11 protein-coding genes and 2 rRNA genes (1 of these 13 only partly in view) are annotated in these 15221 nt (G+C 70.5%); 8 read left to right on the plus strand and 5 right to left on the minus strand.

The genetic code is table 11. From position 1 onward, the window contains the following. Nucleotides 1–36 precede the first annotated feature (36 nt). Nucleotides 37–1044 (minus strand): bifunctional lytic transglycosylase/C40 family peptidase, encoded by a 1008-nt coding sequence (locus OG900_18095; protein ID WUH91835.1) that lies wholly within the window; start codon nucleotides 1042–1044, stop codon nucleotides 37–39. Between the two features lie 290 nt (nucleotides 1045–1334). Between OG900_18095 and OG900_18100 the strand changes: the two genes are divergently transcribed. The 6 genes from OG900_18100 (at nucleotide 1335) to OG900_18125 (ending at nucleotide 8659) form a co-directional block, all read left to right on the plus strand. Beyond that, nucleotides 1335–1643 (plus strand): hypothetical protein, encoded by a 309-nt coding sequence (locus OG900_18100; protein ID WUH91836.1) that lies wholly within the window; start codon nucleotides 1335–1337, stop codon nucleotides 1641–1643. Nucleotides 1644–1820: 177 nt separating this feature from the next. Beyond that, entirely contained in the window at nucleotides 1821–2684 is an 864-nt protein-coding gene (locus OG900_18105; GenBank protein ID WUH91837.1) for a hypothetical protein, read from the plus strand. Next, a complete protein-coding gene (locus tag OG900_18110; protein ID WUH91838.1) occupies nucleotides 2674–4017 on the plus strand; it encodes a hypothetical protein in 1344 nt (447 codons plus the stop codon). The genes OG900_18105 and OG900_18110 overlap by 11 nt, the downstream gene beginning before the upstream one ends. Next, nucleotides 4014–5558 (plus strand): hypothetical protein, encoded by a 1545-nt coding sequence (locus tag OG900_18115; protein ID WUH91839.1) that lies wholly within the window; start codon nucleotides 4014–4016, stop codon nucleotides 5556–5558. The genes OG900_18110 and OG900_18115 overlap by 4 nt, the downstream gene beginning before the upstream one ends. 31 nt (nucleotides 5559–5589) lie before the next feature. Further along, nucleotides 5590–7017: an ATP-binding protein gene (locus OG900_18120; GenBank protein ID WUH95814.1), complete on the plus strand. Its 1428-nt coding sequence runs from the start codon at nucleotides 5590–5592 to the stop codon at nucleotides 7015–7017. Nucleotide 7018: 1 nt separating this feature from the next. After that, entirely contained in the window at nucleotides 7019–8659 is a 1641-nt protein-coding gene (locus OG900_18125) for a type VI secretion protein (GenBank protein WUH91840.1), read from the plus strand. Nucleotides 8660–8853: 194 nt separating this feature from the next. Here OG900_18125 and OG900_18130 read toward each other — a convergent pair whose 3' ends face one another. Continuing rightward, nucleotides 8854–9825, minus strand: a complete 972-nt coding sequence (locus OG900_18130) for a hydroxyacid dehydrogenase (protein WUH95815.1) — start codon at nucleotides 9823–9825, stop codon at nucleotides 8854–8856. A gap of 315 nt (nucleotides 9826–10140) precedes the next feature. Here OG900_18130 and OG900_18135 point away from each other — a divergent pair, with 315 nt between their 5' ends. Continuing rightward, nucleotides 10141–10806 carry a hypothetical protein gene (locus OG900_18135; GenBank protein WUH95816.1) on the plus strand — a complete coding sequence of 222 codons (666 nt, stop codon included), beginning with the start codon at nucleotides 10141–10143 and terminating at the stop codon, nucleotides 10804–10806. Between the two features lie 219 nt (nucleotides 10807–11025). Next, nucleotides 11026–12129: a LacI family transcriptional regulator gene (locus tag OG900_18140; protein ID WUH91841.1), complete on the plus strand. Its 1104-nt coding sequence runs from the start codon at nucleotides 11026–11028 to the stop codon at nucleotides 12127–12129. 353 nt (nucleotides 12130–12482) lie between these two features. On the opposite strand, the gene OG900_18145 is transcribed toward OG900_18140, so the two are convergent. The 3 genes from OG900_18145 to OG900_18155 all read right to left on the minus strand — a co-directional run. Continuing rightward, nucleotides 12483–13508 carry an RNA polymerase subunit sigma-70 gene (locus OG900_18145; protein WUH91842.1) on the minus strand — a complete coding sequence of 342 codons (1026 nt, stop codon included), beginning with the start codon at nucleotides 13506–13508 and terminating at the stop codon, nucleotides 12483–12485. Nucleotides 13509–13639: 131 nt separating this feature from the next. Continuing rightward, a 5S ribosomal RNA gene (rrf, locus tag OG900_18150) occupies nucleotides 13640–13756 on the minus strand. 103 nt (nucleotides 13757–13859) lie between these two features. Continuing rightward, nucleotides 13860–15221, minus strand: a 23S ribosomal RNA gene (locus OG900_18155) (it continues 1763 nt past the right edge of the window).

Here is a 15221-nt window from a genome sequence, read left to right on the forward strand (position 1 = left end):
CGTACGCCAAGCGTGGGCCAGAGGGTGACGCGCCGTTCAGGCCGCGGCCACCGGAAGCGCCGCGGCGCCCGCCTGGGTGACCCGGGTGGCGCCGATGTAGTCGGCGCTGTCGATGCGGTCGAACCTGATCACGGCGCCGGTGTGCGGGGCGTCGATCATGTAGCCGCCGCCGACGTAGAGCCCGACGTGGTGGATCGAGCGCGGGTCGTCCAGGTCGTAGGCGAAGAAGACCAGGTCGCCCGGCAGCAGTTCGCTCCTGCCCGGGTGCGCGCCGGCATTCCACTGGTCCACGGCGACGCGCGGCAGCGTGATGCCGACCGAGGCGTACGCCGCCTGCGTCAGCCCCGAGCAGTCGAACCGCCCGCCCTGCGCCGCCGTCCCCTCACCGCCCCACAGATACGGGGTGCCGATCCGGGTCTGCGCGAAGTAGATCGCCCCCGCCGCCTGCTGCGACGGCTCCACCGACCCGACCGGCGCGGCGAAGCTCTTCTCCAGGGTGCGGATGGTCTTCACGTAATTCTGCGTCTCGGAGTACGGCGGCACCCCGGCGTACTTGATCACGGCATAGGCCCCCGCGTTGTACGCCGCCAGCATGTTGTCGGTGTTGTCGCCCGGGACGTTCTTCACATACGACGCCAGGTCGCAGTCGTAGCTCGCCGCCGACGGGATCGCGTCCTGCGGGTCCCACACGTCGGCCTTGCCGTCGCCATTGCCGTCGATGCCGTGGGTGGCCCAGGTGCCCGGGATGAACTGGGCGATGCCCTGCGCCTCCGCCCCGCTCTGCGCCCGCGGGTCCCAGCCGCTCTCCTGGTAGAGCTGGGCGGCCAGCAGCGCCGGATTGAGCGCCGGGCACAGATTGCCCCACTTCTGCACGATCGGCTGGTAGATGTCCGGCACCGCGCCCTTGGCCAGCCGCACCGCGCCGCCAGACCCGCCGCCGGCCAGACCCGCGGCCGCCGAATACGTCCCGACCACCAGCAGGGCCATGAAGGAGAAGAACAGCCCGCCGCCGAAGATGACGGCCAGCCAGACCTTACGCGCCATCAGCGCCGCCTCCCCTTCCGCACCTTGTCAGCCACCCCGCCGTCCACCTGGCAGGAACACACGTTCCTATCGTTGCCCAGCGGTTATCCTCGTGATACACAGAGTAGTCATCCATGTCCCATCGAACACCGGTCCGCGCACCAGTCTGACGTCTCAGGGCCGGATCACACGGACGATCCGCCGAGAAAGTCGCTCAGCGGCGTGCAACAGCGGAAACGTCGGTCAAGATAGATGCTGGCCCCTTGCGCCCCGGCAGGGGAGCCAACTGACAGAGCGGGGTGGTGAGTTCAATGTACGTGGCAGCCCCCAAGGGCGACATCAACACCATCATCGGCGGCATCGCACCGGACTGGGGGCCTTTCGGGTCCCTCGGCCAGGAAGCACGTGTGATGATCGAGGTGGTTATGGCGGTGGCGATCCTGCTGTGCCTGGCCATGGCGATCTGGGGTGCGGCGAAGCAACGGATCGGCGCGACGGCTCTGCGCGACACGTTCAGCGCGGAGCAGGGCAAGGGATTGATCATCGCCGGGCTGACCGGCGTGTTCATCATCGGTTCGCTCGGCACGCTGTTCACCATCGTCTACGGAATGGCCGTGTAGCCGGGCGGCCCCGCCGCCCGCCCGCAGGCCGCTCCCCCGCCAAGTCCCAGGAGCCCGTCCCAGGCTCCACCTTCCCACCCGAGGCTGCGTGCTGATGCCCACTCGACCAAGCAGCGGAGCCGTCCGCCCGACGCGGTCCTCCCGCGCGCCCGCGGCGCCCCGAGGGGCGGCCGCGCGATGAGCCTCGGCCAGGACGGACCCCCGACCAGGACCCGGATGCCGGAGGGCCACACGACCCACGGCGGCGGCACCCGCCGCGCGCAGCCCCGGCGCGCCCTGGTCACCGTGGTGGGCATCGTCGTCCTGCTGATCGCCGCCCTGGCCTTCGCCAACCGCGGCGACGGCCCGTCAGCCGGAGCCGACGGCACGGACACCGGCACCGGCACCTCGGGCGGCTCCGGCGGCACCCACGGCTCCGGCGCCGCGCCCACCGCGCCCACCGGGCAGAAGCCGGTGGACGGCAAGAGCGGCGCGGGCATCCCGGCGGGCTTCGCGCACACCGAGCAGGGCGCCCAGTCGGCGGCCGCCAACTTCGCGGTGGCGCTGGGCTCCGCCGACATGTTCGTCGCCGACCGCAGGCACCGCATCGTCAGCTCGATCTACGACCCGGCCGTCAGCGCCGGCCTGCAGACCGACCTGGACCAGGCCTACTCGGGCCAGGCGCTCAAGAACCTCGGACTCACCGCCGACGGCGCCGCGCCGGCCGGCTTCACCTTCGTCTCCCGCACCGTGCCGATCGGCACCAAGGTCACCGCGAACCCGGCGGGCACCGGCTCCGGCTCGGCCTCCGCCGACACGAAGACCGTCGAGGTGTGGTGCACCGACCTGGTCGGCCTGGCCGGCTCCGGCTCCACCAAGCCGGTCAGCACCGCCTGGTTCACCATCACCGAGCAGCTGGTCTGGTCCGGCGGCGACTGGAAGATCCGTTCCTCCTCGCAGAAGGACGGCCCCGCCCCGGTCGCCGCCGACAACCAGGCCGCCTCCGCCGACGAAATCGCCGGCGCGGTCCGGGACTACGGAGGGTTCACGTATGCCAGGTAGCCGTCTGCGCCGGTCCTTCGTGGCCGCCGCGGTCCTCGCACTCACGACCGGCCCGGTCTCGTCCGCCCTGGCCGCGACACCGCCTCCTGGGACGCCGACGCCCTCGGCGACCTCGGGCACGGGCAGCGACTCGTGTCGGCTGCTCGTGGGCTCCGCCAAGGACTTCTGCGAGAAGGACAACAAGGGCGGGGGAGGCGGTGGCGGGAGCAACAGCATCACCGACACCCTCGACCCGCTCACCTCGCTCGCCAAGGGCTGCGCCAACGCCGCCTCGTGGACGATCGACAAGCTGTCGGTCGCGGTGACGAAGACGACGCAGGTCGACTTCACCAACACCTCCTTCCTTCGGCAATATGCCGTGGTCTTCGCCGCGTCCACGATCCTGACGCTGATCCTGTGGCTGCTCGCGGTGGCCAAGCGGGCGGTGCGCGGGGCGCCGATGACCGAGGCGCTGACCGAGGCGGTCGGCTTCCTGTGGCTGACGGTGCTGGCGTCGGCCTTCACCCCGCTGATCCTCTACACGGTGGTGTCGGCGACCGACGCGGTCACCGATGTGGTGGCCTCGGGCACCAAGTCCGACACCGAGGTCTTCTTCGGGTCCTTCTCCGGCGCCCTGACCAAGGGCACCGACATCGGCGGCGGCCCGATCATGCTGATCGTGGTGTCGATGGTCTCGGTGCTCGCCGCCGGTGTGCTGTGGCTCGAACTGGTCATCAGGGCGGCGCTGCTGTACGTGGGCGCGCTGCTGGGCACCGCGGTCTACGCGGGCCTGGTGGACAAGAACATGTGGCACCACGTGAGGCGCTGGGCGGGCATCATGATCGCGGTGATCCTGGTCAAACCGGTGATAGTGATCGTGCTGGGCCTTGCCGGCGCGCTGTCCTCGTCCGACAACGGGCCCGACGCCTTCTCCGCGGTCGTCTCGGGCCTGGCCATCATCCTGCTGGCGATCTTCGCGAGCTTCATGATCTACCGCTTCGTGCCGGGCTTCGGCGACGACGTGGTGAACCTGCGCAACAGCCGCAAGGCCAGCGGGCAGAGCCAGGCCGCCGCGGTCATCTCCTCGCCCGCCGCGCTGGTCAAGCAGGGCATCAAGACGCACAGCGCCCGCGGCGGCCCGCAGGAGCAGGCCCAGGGCGGCGGCGCCCAGCCGTCGAACGCGGTGGCGGGCGGCATGGCCGCGCACAGCTCCCGCGGCGGCCAGGGCGGCGGCGCCGCACCGCCGCCGCGGCCCGCCGGCGGCCAAGGAGGCGGCGGCGGAGGCGGCTTCGGGTCGCCTTTCCGCGCGAACCAGGGATCGAACAACGGCACGCAGGGAGGTGATCGCGGGTGACGACCCAGCCCTTCACCCAGCCGCGCCGCACTTATCTCATCGGCAAGGCACGGCCCAACGCGATCGTGGGCAAGAACCGCGAGACCGGCGAGATCGTGCTGATCGTGCTCGGCGCCGGGCTCGGTATGCTCAACGGCCTGCTGGTCCCGTTCCTGCTGCTGCGCATCGTCGGCCTGATCGGCTGGCCGCTGCTGGCACTGGCCGCGGTCTTCCTGCCCTACCGGCGGCGCACTTTCTACCGCTGGTTCGAGATCAACCGCACCTACCGCCGTACGCTGCGGGTCTCGCCCACCTACCGCTCGGCGGTCCAGGAGGCCGGCATCGCGCTGGACGGGCGGGAGATCGAGGTGGGGCCGCCGCCGGGGATCGGCCGGATCAGCTGGCTCGCGGCGCCCTTCGGGCCCGACGAGATCGCGGTGCTGCTGCACGTGGACCGGCGTACGGTGACGGCGGCCATCGAGATCGAGGGCCCGGGTGTCGGCCTGCGGGACAGCGAGGACCAGGAGGCCCTGGTCGAGCGGTTCGGCACCCTGCTCAAGCACGTGGCGAACGGCGACGGTTTCGTCACCCGGATCCAGATGCTGGCCCGTACGCTGCCCGCCGACCCGGACGCGCACGCCAAGGACGTCGCCCAGCGCGGCGACCCGGACGCCGACCGGTGGCTCAAGGAGTCCTACGAGCAGCTCCAGTCGATGGTGTCGACGTCGTCCGAGCAGCACCGGGCATATCTGGTGGCGTGCATGCACTTCACCCGGGAGCTGTCCGCCGAGGGCAATGCGATGGCCCGCGCCACGGCGGTGCGCGGCACCAAGGTCGACAAGGACGCCGGCCTCGCCGCGGTGATGGCCCGCGAGCTGAACGACATCTGCGCCCGGCTCGCCGAGGCCGACATCCGGGTCAGGCAGCCGCTGGGCCAGGCGCGGCTGGCGTCGCTGGTGCACTCGATGTACGACCCCGACCACCCGATCGACCACATCCAGGCGATGACCCGGCGCAATGCGTGGCCGGCCGAGCTGGACGCGACCGAGCCGACCTTCCTGCAGGCCAAGACCCGCGAGTCGATGACCCGCGCGCCCTGGCACCATGCGACGGCCTGGATCAAGGAGTGGCCGCTGACGCCGGTCGGGGTGAACTTCCTGGCCCCGCTGCTGGTGCACACCCCGGACGTGATCCGCACGGTCGCGGTGACGATGGACCTGGAGCCGACCGACGTGGCCATCGAGCGGATGCTCACCGAGAAGACCAACGACGACGCCGAGGCCAGCCGCGCCGCGAAGATGAACCGTACGGTCGACCCGCGGGACCTCGCCCACCACGGCCGGATCGACCAGCGCGGCGAGGACCTGGCCAGCGGTGCCGCGGGGGTGAACCTGGTGGGTTACATCACGGTCTCCTCGCGCTCCCCGGAAGCGCTGGCGCGCGACAAGCGCACCATCCGCGCTTCGGCCGGTAAGTCGTATTTGAAGCTTGAGTGGTGCGATCGTGAGCACTACCGGGCATTCGTCAATACGTTGCCGTTCGCAACCGGCATCCGCCGCTAGCCGTCGCCACGAGGAGGCCATCGCCATGCCCATGCTGGACCCTCTTGCGGCGCTCACCGACGCGTTCACCAGCTTCCTGTTCGGCCGGGTCGAGTCGACCCGGCTGCCGGTGCGCACCTCGACAGGACAGGCGCAGGCGGTCTACCTGCCCACCGCGGCGCCAGGACTCGGCGACTCCGGGGTGATCATCGGCCGCGAGGTCTACTCGGGCAAGGGCTACATCTACGACCCCTTCCAGCTCTACGGCCAGCAGCTGCCCGCCCCGCACTGGCTGGTGCTCGGCGAGTCGGGCAACGGCAAGTCGGCGCTGGAGAAGACGTACGTGCTGCGCCAGTTGCGCTTCCGCGACCGGCAGGTCGTGGTGCTCGACGCACAGGGCGAGGACGGCGTCGGCGAGTGGAACCTGATCGCCAGGGCCATGGGCCTGACCCCGATCAGGCTCGACCCGATGGCGGCCCTGGACGGCGGCATCAAGCTCAACCCGCTGGACCCGGCGATCACGGTGACCGGTCAGCTGGCGCTGCTGCGCACCATCATCGAGGTGGCGATGGGCCGCGGCCTGGACGAGCGGTCGGGCTTCGCCCTGAAGGTCGCGCACGCCTTTGTGGCCGAGACGGTGACGGAGCGCCAGCCGATCCTCACCGACATCGTGGACCGGCTGCGGCACCCGATGCCGGAGTCCGCCGAGGCGATGAACGTCGCCCTGGACGATGTGCGGGCCTGGGGCCTGGACGTGGCCCTGGTGCTCGACCGGCTGGTCGACGGCGACCTGCGCGGCATGTTCGACGGGCCGACCAGCGCCGGCATCGACCTGGACTCGCCGCTGATCGTCTTCGACCTGTCGCACATCGACCGCAATTCCATCGCCATGCCGATCCTGATGGCGATCGTCGGGGTGTGGCTGGAGCACACCTGGATCCGCCCCGACCGGAAGAAGCGCATCTTCCTGGTCGAGGAGGCCTGGCACATCATCAACTCGCCCTTCGTGGCGCAGCTCTTCCAGCGGCTGCTGAAGTTCGGCCGCCGGCTCGGCCTGTCCTTCGTCGCCGTCGTCCACCACCTGTCCGACGTGGTCGACGGGGCCGCGGCGAAGGAGGCGGCGGCGATCCTGAAGATGGCCTCCACCCGCACCATCTACGCCCAGAAGGCCGACGAGGCGCGGGCCACCGGGCGGGTGCTGGGGCTGCCGCGCTGGGCGGTGGAGATCATCCCGACGCTGACCCCCGGTATCGCCGTCTGGGACGTCAACGGCAATGTGCAGGTGGTCAAGCACCTGATCACCGAGACCGAGCGCCCGCTGGTCTTCACCGACCGCGCCATGACCGAGACCTCGGTGCAGCACGCCGCCGGCATCGCCGCGGAGGCCGAGGCGGAAGCCGAGGCCGAGGCCCGCGCGGAGGCCCATGCCGCGGCGCAGATCGCACTCGCCAAGCAAATGGCCGACGACGCGGTGGCGTGAGATGGCGGCGCAGAAGCGGGAGCAGAGCGGCGGTCTGCCCGACGGGCTGATCGTCGGCGTCATCGCGTTCCTGCTGGGCGTCACCTTGCTGGTGTGGACGGCGACCGGCATCGCGGCGGTCCTCGCCCACGGATCGTGGCCGGGCGACGCGCACTTCACCCGCACCCCGCGGGCGATGCGCGCGCTGATCGGGCAGCCGCACGACATCCCGGCGGCCTGGCCCGGCGCCGAGCCCGCGGAGCTGCCGCGGGCGGGGCTGTTCTGGGGCATCTTCGTCGGGCAGTTCATGGTGCTCTTCGCGGCCGCGGTGTGGGTGCTGAACGTCCTGGCGCGGCTGCGCTCCCGCGGCGAGCGCCGCCCGGCCGCCCCGCCGCCCGAGCCGGTCGCGGCCGCCGCGGTGCCCGCACCGCGCCGCAGGGGCCGCGGCGACGTGCGTGGCGGCGGGGAGCAGTCCGGCGCCATGTACGGCGGGCGGGGCAAGGGCCACGGCGACGGGGACGGGCTCGACGCCTGGTTCCGTACGGTGCCGCAGGCCTTGCCGCCCCGGGCCGCGGACCCGATCACCGCGGAACTGCCCGCGGTCGGGGCCGGCCCGCGCCCGGCCGCCCGTGAGCCGCACCCGGCGGTCCTCGACGGCGGCGAGGTCACCCGCACCTACGCGCTGTTCGCCGGACCTCGCGGCGACCAGGCCAAGCGGATCGTGCAGCCCGCGGTCCTGGCCGCGGCCGGCCCGGTGCTGGTCACCACCGCCGACCCGGACACGTACCACCAGACCGTCGGCAACCGCAGCAAGTTCGGCCCCGTCCACGTCTACGACCCGACGCATCTGCTCGACGTACCCGGACGGCTGCGCTGGGCGCCGCACGGCGGCTGTGAACGCCCCGGCACCGCCGGGATACGCGCGGCGGCGCTGCTGGCGCCGCTGCGTACGGCACGCGCCGACGAGGCCATCGTGCACACCACCGCGGTCACCCTGCTGCGCTGCTGGCTGCACGCCGCGGCCGTCGACGGCCGACCCTTCCGCCAGGTCCACCGCTGGGCGGCCGGCCCCGCGGCCGCCGAAGCGGTACGCATCCTGCGCACCGACACCGGCGCGGCCTCCGGCTGGAGCGGCGAACTGGAGTCGGTGCTGCACGCCCACCCCGAACGGCGGGACGCCGCCCAGGCGTTGATCCGGCAGACGCTGGAGCCGCTGAATTCCGTGCATATCCGCGACGCGTGCAATCCGGCACGTACCGGAGGCCTCGACCTGGAGTCGTGGGGCGCGGAAAGGGGAACGCTTTATGTGGTGGGCGAGCGGATCGAGGATCCGCGCACCCATCTGGGTGCGATGCCCCTGCTCACCGCACTCGTCTCCAGCGTGGTCGAGCACGGCCGGCGCATGGCCGCAGGGTCATCCGCCGGCCGGCTCGACCCACCACTGACCTTCGTGCTGGACGACATCGCGGCCCTCGCCCCGGCCCCTGATCTCCCCACCCTGCTGTCCACCGGCACGGCGGCCGGCCTCCCCACCCTCGCCGTCCTCCGCTCCCCCGAACAGGCCCTGGCCCGCTGGCCCGCCCCCCTGTGGCCCACCGCCGACCTCCGCCTCGCCCTCGGCGACACCCCACCCCCGACCCCCGACACCCTCCACCTCCCCTGACCCTCAGGAGGTCGAGCCCCCCAGGGGCGCGGGGAACTGCGCGCCAAGCCACGAAGCAGCGGCAGGGCGAACGCAACAGAAAGTGGCAGCCGCCCGGGGGCGCGGGGAACTGCGCGCGCAACCACGACGGCGCAGCAGGTGAAGGCACACCGCAAGTGCCACCCCCCGAATGCCCGCGCCCAAGCGCTACGCGCTCAAGCGATGCGCGCGAGGTCCCCCGCGAGCACCCCCCCGAGCAGCGCCTCGCCGCGGGCGAACCGCTCGACCTCCGAGACCGCGTATGCGCCGAGGCGCTGGACCTCCGACCCCTGGCACCCGGCAATGTGCGGCGTGAGCATCACGTTGGGCAGGCTGTGGAGCACGTGCTCCACAGGAAGCGGCTCGGGATCCGTCACGTCGAGGTACGCGTCGAGCCGCCCCGTGGCACAGGCCAGCGCCAGCGCCTCGGTGTCGACGAGCCGCCCCCGCGCCGTGTTGACGACGGCCGCCCCGTCCCGCAGCAGGCCCAGCCTGCGGGCGTCGAGCAGGTGCCGGGTCTCGGGCAGGTCGGGCGCGTGGACGGTGACGATGTCGGAGGCGGTGCACAGCTCGTCGAGGTCGACCAGGCGCGCTCCGAGGGCGGCGGCGTCCGCGGCGGAGACGTACGGGTCGGCCAGCAGCACCTGGAAGCCTGCGTCTGCGGCGAGGAGCCGGGCGATGACGCCGCGCCCGATGCGTGACGCGCCGATGACACCGACGACGGCGCCGTCGGCCCCGCGCCGCTCGGGGTAGCTGGGCAGCCGCCCGCGGCGGTAGTCCGCCGCGGCGCCGAGGGCGCGCCGGGCCGCGAGGACCACCGTGGCCATGGTGAAGTCCACCACCGGCCCGGCGTTGGCGTCGGCGGCCGACGACACGGCGATCCCCCGCTCCCACACCACCGGGTGGACGTGGTGCTTGACGGTGCCCGCGGCGTGGATGACCGCGCCGAGCCGGGGCGCCCGCGCGAGCAGTCCCGCGTCGATCTCGGGCGCCCCCCATCCGGTGAGCAGGATCTCCGCGGTGGCGAGGGCGTCGCCCGCCGCCGGCGTCGCGGCGTCGGTGACGAGCAGCGGATGGACGTCGGCCGGCGTGTCGAGCCGGGCGCGCAGCGGGGCCGGAAGGACCAGGTCCAGGATGTCCTGCCGCATCGCCAGCACCAGCTTCGGCCGCTCGACCATGTCTGCCCTCACGTGTAATCGGTTACTTCCTGATGCATTCAGATTAGGCCCGCCCCACCCACGGGTCAACGTCATCTGTTGCGCGAGGGGTTGACCACGTCGTAGTAACCGGTTTAGTTTCCTCACGCCTTAAGCGTCGAAGAGGACGCGATGGCGATTGCCGAACGGGACGCCACCGGCCGCACAGGGGCGGCAGGTGCGTCCGGTGCAGACCGACGGGCCGGGCGGAAGGGGCGCGGGACGCGCCTGGCACGGCTGCGCAGGGACTGGGTACTGCTGGCACTCATGGCCCCGGGCGTGGCGTATTTCCTGGTCTTCCACTACGGCGCGCTGGCGGGCACCGTCATCGCGTTCAAGGACTACGTCCCCTTCGACGGCCTGTGGGCCAGCCAGTGGGTGGGGCTGGACAACTTCCAGACGATGTTCGGCGATCCGGACTTCTGGTCCGCGGTCCTCAACACCGTCTGGATCGCACTGCTGCAACTGGTCTTCTTCTTCCCCGTGCCGATCGCTCTGGCGATGCTGCTGCACAGCCTGACCAGTCGCAGCGTCCGCGAGTTCGTGCAGTCGGTGGCGTATCTGCCGCACTTCCTGTCCTGCGTGGTCGCGGTCTTCCAGCAGGTGCTCGGCGAGACCGGCCTGCTCAACAACGTGCTGGGCGACGCCCATCTGCACACCGTGGACATCGCCCCGCGAGGCCGACTTCGCCGCGTCCAAGTGCGCCGACCTGTCCGAGTACCTCTCCGGCGACGCCGTCAAGGCCCACCCGAACCTGGCGAACCTGGCGACGTACGTATGGCAGGACATGGGCCACATCGGCGGCCGCATCCACGGCGTACCCGTCCAGCGTTTTCGGCCTCCAGCCGGAGACCAACAGCCGGGTCGGCGCGTCCATCGACACCTTCCGCACGGACACCGTCGGCTCCATCATCGCCGGCCGCAAACCGCTGAGCGCGTGGGACGACACGGTCAAAAAGATGCGCAATATGGGCCTGGGCCAGATCGCCGCGGACTATGCCAAGGATTACGCCTCGAACCACTGACATGTACGGACCCGCGCCGCCGCACCAAGGCCATTACGCTGGTCGGCGGCGCGGCCGTAACGGACACCGGCACGCAACGGACACCGGCACGCCGGGGTCGTCGGACCGGGGACATCGGATGGCGGAGATGGCGGAGACTTCACCAGGGCCCGGCGCCATAGGGCCGGGCGCGACCGGCGGCGGCACCCGCCGCGTCACCATCCGCGACGTCGCGGACCGGGCGGGCGTCTCGGTCGCCACCGTCTCGCGGGTGCTGGCCGGCAACTACCCCACGTCCGCGGCCGCCCGCGCCAAAGTGCTGCGGGCCGTCAAAGACCTCGACTACGTCATCGACGGCCGCGCCCGCGCCCTGGCCGGCACCGGCCCCAAGACGGTCGCCGTCATCGTCTCCTCGGTGGACAGCGCCTTCTACGCCACCGTGGCCCAGGGCGTCGAGCAGGAGGCCGCCGCCCGCGGCCGGCTGTGCATGGTCTGCAGCCACGGCGGTGACGAGGCGCGCGAACTGGCCCTGGTCCAGATGATGCGCGAGCAGCGCTCCGAATTCGTCGTCCTGGTCGGCGGCGCCGTCGAAGACGAGCACTACCAGGCCCGCCTCACCGAATACGCCCACGGCCTGGCCGCCGCCGGCTCCCGCCTGGTCCTGTGCGGCCGGCCCGCGCCCAGCCCCGACATGCCCGTCCTCGTCATCGAGTACGACAACGAGGCCGGCGCCTACGCCGTCGTCAGCCACCTGCTGTCGGCCGGCCACCGCGACATCCTCTACCTGGGCACCATGCCCGGCCACACCACCGTCGAGCCGCGCATCGCCGGCTACCGCCGCGCCCTCGCCGACCACGGCCTCCCCCCGTCCGCGGAACGCATCGCGGGCGTGGGGCTCGGCCGCAGCCACGGCTACGCCGCCATGCGCCAGATCCTCGCCGACTGCGACGGCCGCCCCCCCTTCACCGCCGTCTTCGCCGGCGACGACCAGACCGCCGCCGGCGCGATGGCCGCGATGCGCGAGCACGGCCTGCGCACACCCGACGACATCTCGGTCGTCGGCTACAACAACGACGGCCTCGCCCAGGACCTCAACCCGCCGCTGACCACGGTCAACATCCCCGCCTACGAACTGGGCCGCGAAGCCGTCCGCCTCGCCCTGGCGGAAACCACCCCCCGCCCCACCACCCAGTCCCGCCACCTCCTGGGCACCCACACGGTCCTGCGCCAGAGCGTCCGCCCCTTGCTGTGAGGGCCGCGCCCCACGGCGGGACCTCGACGGAGTCGTAGCCCGCCAGGTTCCCGTAGACGGCCAGCCGCCCGTGCGGCGCGAACAGCGCGAGGTTCGCCCTCCGCCGGAGCCTCCGACGGGATCGAGGACGACATCCGCCGCGAGCCCTCCCCGGTGCATGCCAAAGTGTTGATCGCCCGTCTCACCCCCGAAGGCACACCCAGCTCGACCGCGCCTACCAGGAGGTCAACATCCTGGAACGGCAGCTGTCCGACACCTTCAGCCCCGCCGAGCACGCGGCCCTGTGCGACCTGCTCGACCGGGCGACGGCGACCCTGGTCGACCAGACCCGCCGCCCCTGACCAGCCCGGCCGCTACTCCCGCAGCGACCTCGACAGCCCGAACTCCGGCAGCAACCCGTTGTCGACGAACCTGGTCATCGCCGAGACCCGGTCCCCCGACAGCGTCAGCAGCATCACCCCGTGCGCGTGCACGATCGCCGAGCCCCGGTCCCGCCGGTAGAAGCCGAACGCCGGCTGCCCGTTCGCCCGGACAGGCCGCAGCACATAGCTGCGCCCGGCGGTCAGCACGACGGACCGCAGGAAGTGCCCGACAGCCGCACGCCCCTGGTATTCCATGTCGAGCGGCGGCATCGTCAGCCACACGTCATCGGTGAGCAGCACCAGGAGCGCGTCCACGTCGCCCGCCTCGAAGGCCCGCACGAAGGCCTCCACCACCCGCCGCTCCCGCGCCGACCCCGGCAGCGGCGCCCGCTCCCGGTCGGGCCCCGGCAATTCCGCCGCCAGCGCGGCCCGCGCCCGCTTGAGCGCGTTGGTCACCGCGTTCTCGGTGGTGGCGAGCATCCGGGCCACTTCCGCCGCCCTGAAGCCCATCACGTCGCGCAGCACCAGGACGGCCCGCTGCCGCGGCGGCAACTGCTGCAATCCCGTCAGGAACGCCAGCGACACGGCCTCCCGGGTCTCGTACCTCGCCTCCGGGTCAGGCGCCCGGTCGGGCAGGTCGGCGAGCAGCGCGTCCGGATACGGTTCGAGCCACGACGGCTCGGCACGGTGGCGTGTCGGCTCGGGCAACGAGGCCTCCATCGGTACGTAGGCGGGCTCGCGCTGGCGGCGCCGGCCGCCGGCCCGCAGCGCGTTCAGACAGCGGTTGGTCGCGATCCGGTAGAGCCAGGTCCGCACCGACGCCCGGCCCTCGAAGCCGTCGAGCCCGCGCCAGGCCGCCAGCAGGGTCTCCTGCAGCACATCCTCCGCGTCCTGCAACGACCCGAGGATCCGATAGCAGTGGACCTGCAACTCCCGCCGGTAGGGCTCCGTCAGCCGCCGGAAGGCATCCCCGTCCCCCGCCCGCGCCAGCTCCAGTACGTCAACCGCGTCCGCCATGTCGGCCCTCCTCACACCCGCATGCGTCCATCCTCACCAGTACAGACACCGCCGGCACCGAAAAACGGCCGCAACGCAGAAAAGCGTCAGCCCCCGTGCGGTGCACGGGGGCTGACGCTTTATCAAAAATTGTTCGGCGGTGTCCTACTCTCCCACAGGGTCCCCCCTGCAGTACCATCGGCGCTGAAAGGCTTAGCTTCCGGGTTCGGAATGTAACCGGGCGTTTCCCTAACGCTATGACCACCGAAACACCATGAAACACACACCACACCCCCGACACCTGCCCGCAAAGGACAGTGAGGGTGTGTGGTAGCTGGTTGTTTCAGAACCACACAGTGGACGCGAGCAACTGAGGACAAGCCCTCGGCCTATTAGTACCGGTCAGCTCCACCCCTTACAGGGCTTCCACATCCGGCCTATCAACCCAGTCGTCTACTGGGAGCCTTACCCCATCAAGTGGGTGGGAGCCCTCATCTCGAAGCAGGCTTCCCGCTTAGATGCTTTCAGCGGTTATCCCTCCCGAACGTAGCCAACCAGCCATGCCCTTGGCAGGACAACTGGCACACCAGAGGTTCGTCCGTCCCGGTCCTCTCGTACTAGGGACAGCCCTTCTCAAGACTCCTACGCGCGCAGCGGATAGGGACCGAACTGTCTCACGACGTTCTAAACCCAGCTCGCGTACCGCTTTAATGGGCGAACAGCCCAACCCTTGGGACCGACTCCAGCCCCAGGATGCGACGAGCCGACATCGAGGTGCCAAACCATCCCGTCGATATGGACTCTTGGGGAAGATCAGCCTGTTATCCCCGGGGTACCTTTTATCCGTTGAGCGACGGCGCTTCCACAAGCCACCGCCGGATCACTAGTCCCTACTTTCGTACCTGCTCGACCCGTCAGTCTCACAGTCAAGCTCCCTTGTGCACTTACACTCAACACCTGATTGCCAACCAGGCTGAGGGAACCTTTGGGCGCCTCCGTTACCCTTTAGGAGGCAACCGCCCCAGTTAAACTACCCACCAGACACTGTCCCTGATCCGGATCACGGACCGAGGTTAGACATCCAGCACGACCAGAGTGGTATTTCAACGACGACTCACCACCGGCTGGCGCCGATGTTTCACAGTCTCCCACCTATCCTACACAAGCCGAACCGAACACCAATATCAAGCTATAGTAAAGGTCCCGGGGTCTTTCCGTCCTGCTGCGCGAAACGAGCATCTTTACTCGTAGTGCAATTTCACCGGGCCTATGGTTGAGACAGTCGAGAAGTCGTTACGCCATTCGTGCAGGTCGGAACTTACCCGACAAGGAATTTCGCTACCTTAGGATGGTTATAGTTACCACCGCCGTTTACTGGCGCTTAAGTTCTCAGCTTCGCCACACCGAAATGTGACTAACCGGTCCCCTTAACGTTCCAGCACCGGGCAGGCGTCAGTCCGTATACATCGCCTTACGGCTTCGCACGGACCTGTGTTTTTAGTAAACAGTCGCTTCTCGCTGGTCTCTGCGGCCACACCCAGCTCACCGAGTAAATCGGATCACCAGACATGGCCCCCCTTCTCCCGAAGTTACGGGGGCATTTTGCCGAGTTCCTTAACCATAGTTCACCCGAACGCCTCGGTATTCTCTACCTGACCACCTGAGTCGGTTTAGGGTACGGGCCGCCGTAAAACTCGCTAGAGGCTTTTCTCGACAGCATAGGATCATCCACTT

Origin of the sequence: Streptomyces sp. NBC_00433, assembly GCA_036015235.1 — a bacterium.
Classification (GTDB): Bacteria; Actinomycetota; Actinomycetes; order Streptomycetales; family Streptomycetaceae; genus Actinacidiphila.

Bases quoted from the DNA above. Each gene is read 5' to 3' on its own strand.
- OG900_18145 (WUH91842.1), bottom strand. From the start codon at position 13,508: ATGGCGGACGCGGTTGACGTACTGGAGCTGGCGCGGGCGGGGGACGGG.
- OG900_18135 (WUH95816.1), top strand. From the start codon at position 10,141: ATGGCCCCGGGCGTGGCGTATTTCCTGGTCTTCCACTACGGCGCGCTG.
- OG900_18140 (WUH91841.1), top strand. From the start codon at position 11,026: ATGGCGGAGACTTCACCAGGGCCCGGCGCCATAGGGCCGGGCGCGACC.
- OG900_18120 (WUH95814.1), top strand. From the start codon at position 5,590: ATGCTGGACCCTCTTGCGGCGCTCACCGACGCGTTCACCAGCTTCCTG.
- OG900_18105 (WUH91837.1), top strand. From the start codon at position 1,821: ATGAGCCTCGGCCAGGACGGACCCCCGACCAGGACCCGGATGCCGGAG.
- OG900_18130 (WUH95815.1), bottom strand. From the start codon at position 9,825: ATGCGGCAGGACATCCTGGACCTGGTCCTTCCGGCCCCGCTGCGCGCC.
- OG900_18095 (WUH91835.1), bottom strand. From the start codon at position 1,044: ATGGCGCGTAAGGTCTGGCTGGCCGTCATCTTCGGCGGCGGGCTGTTC.
- OG900_18100 (WUH91836.1), top strand. From the start codon at position 1,335: ATGTACGTGGCAGCCCCCAAGGGCGACATCAACACCATCATCGGCGGC.
- OG900_18110 (WUH91838.1), top strand. From the start codon at position 2,674: ATGCCAGGTAGCCGTCTGCGCCGGTCCTTCGTGGCCGCCGCGGTCCTC.
- OG900_18125 (WUH91840.1), top strand. From the start codon at position 7,019: ATGGCGGCGCAGAAGCGGGAGCAGAGCGGCGGTCTGCCCGACGGGCTG.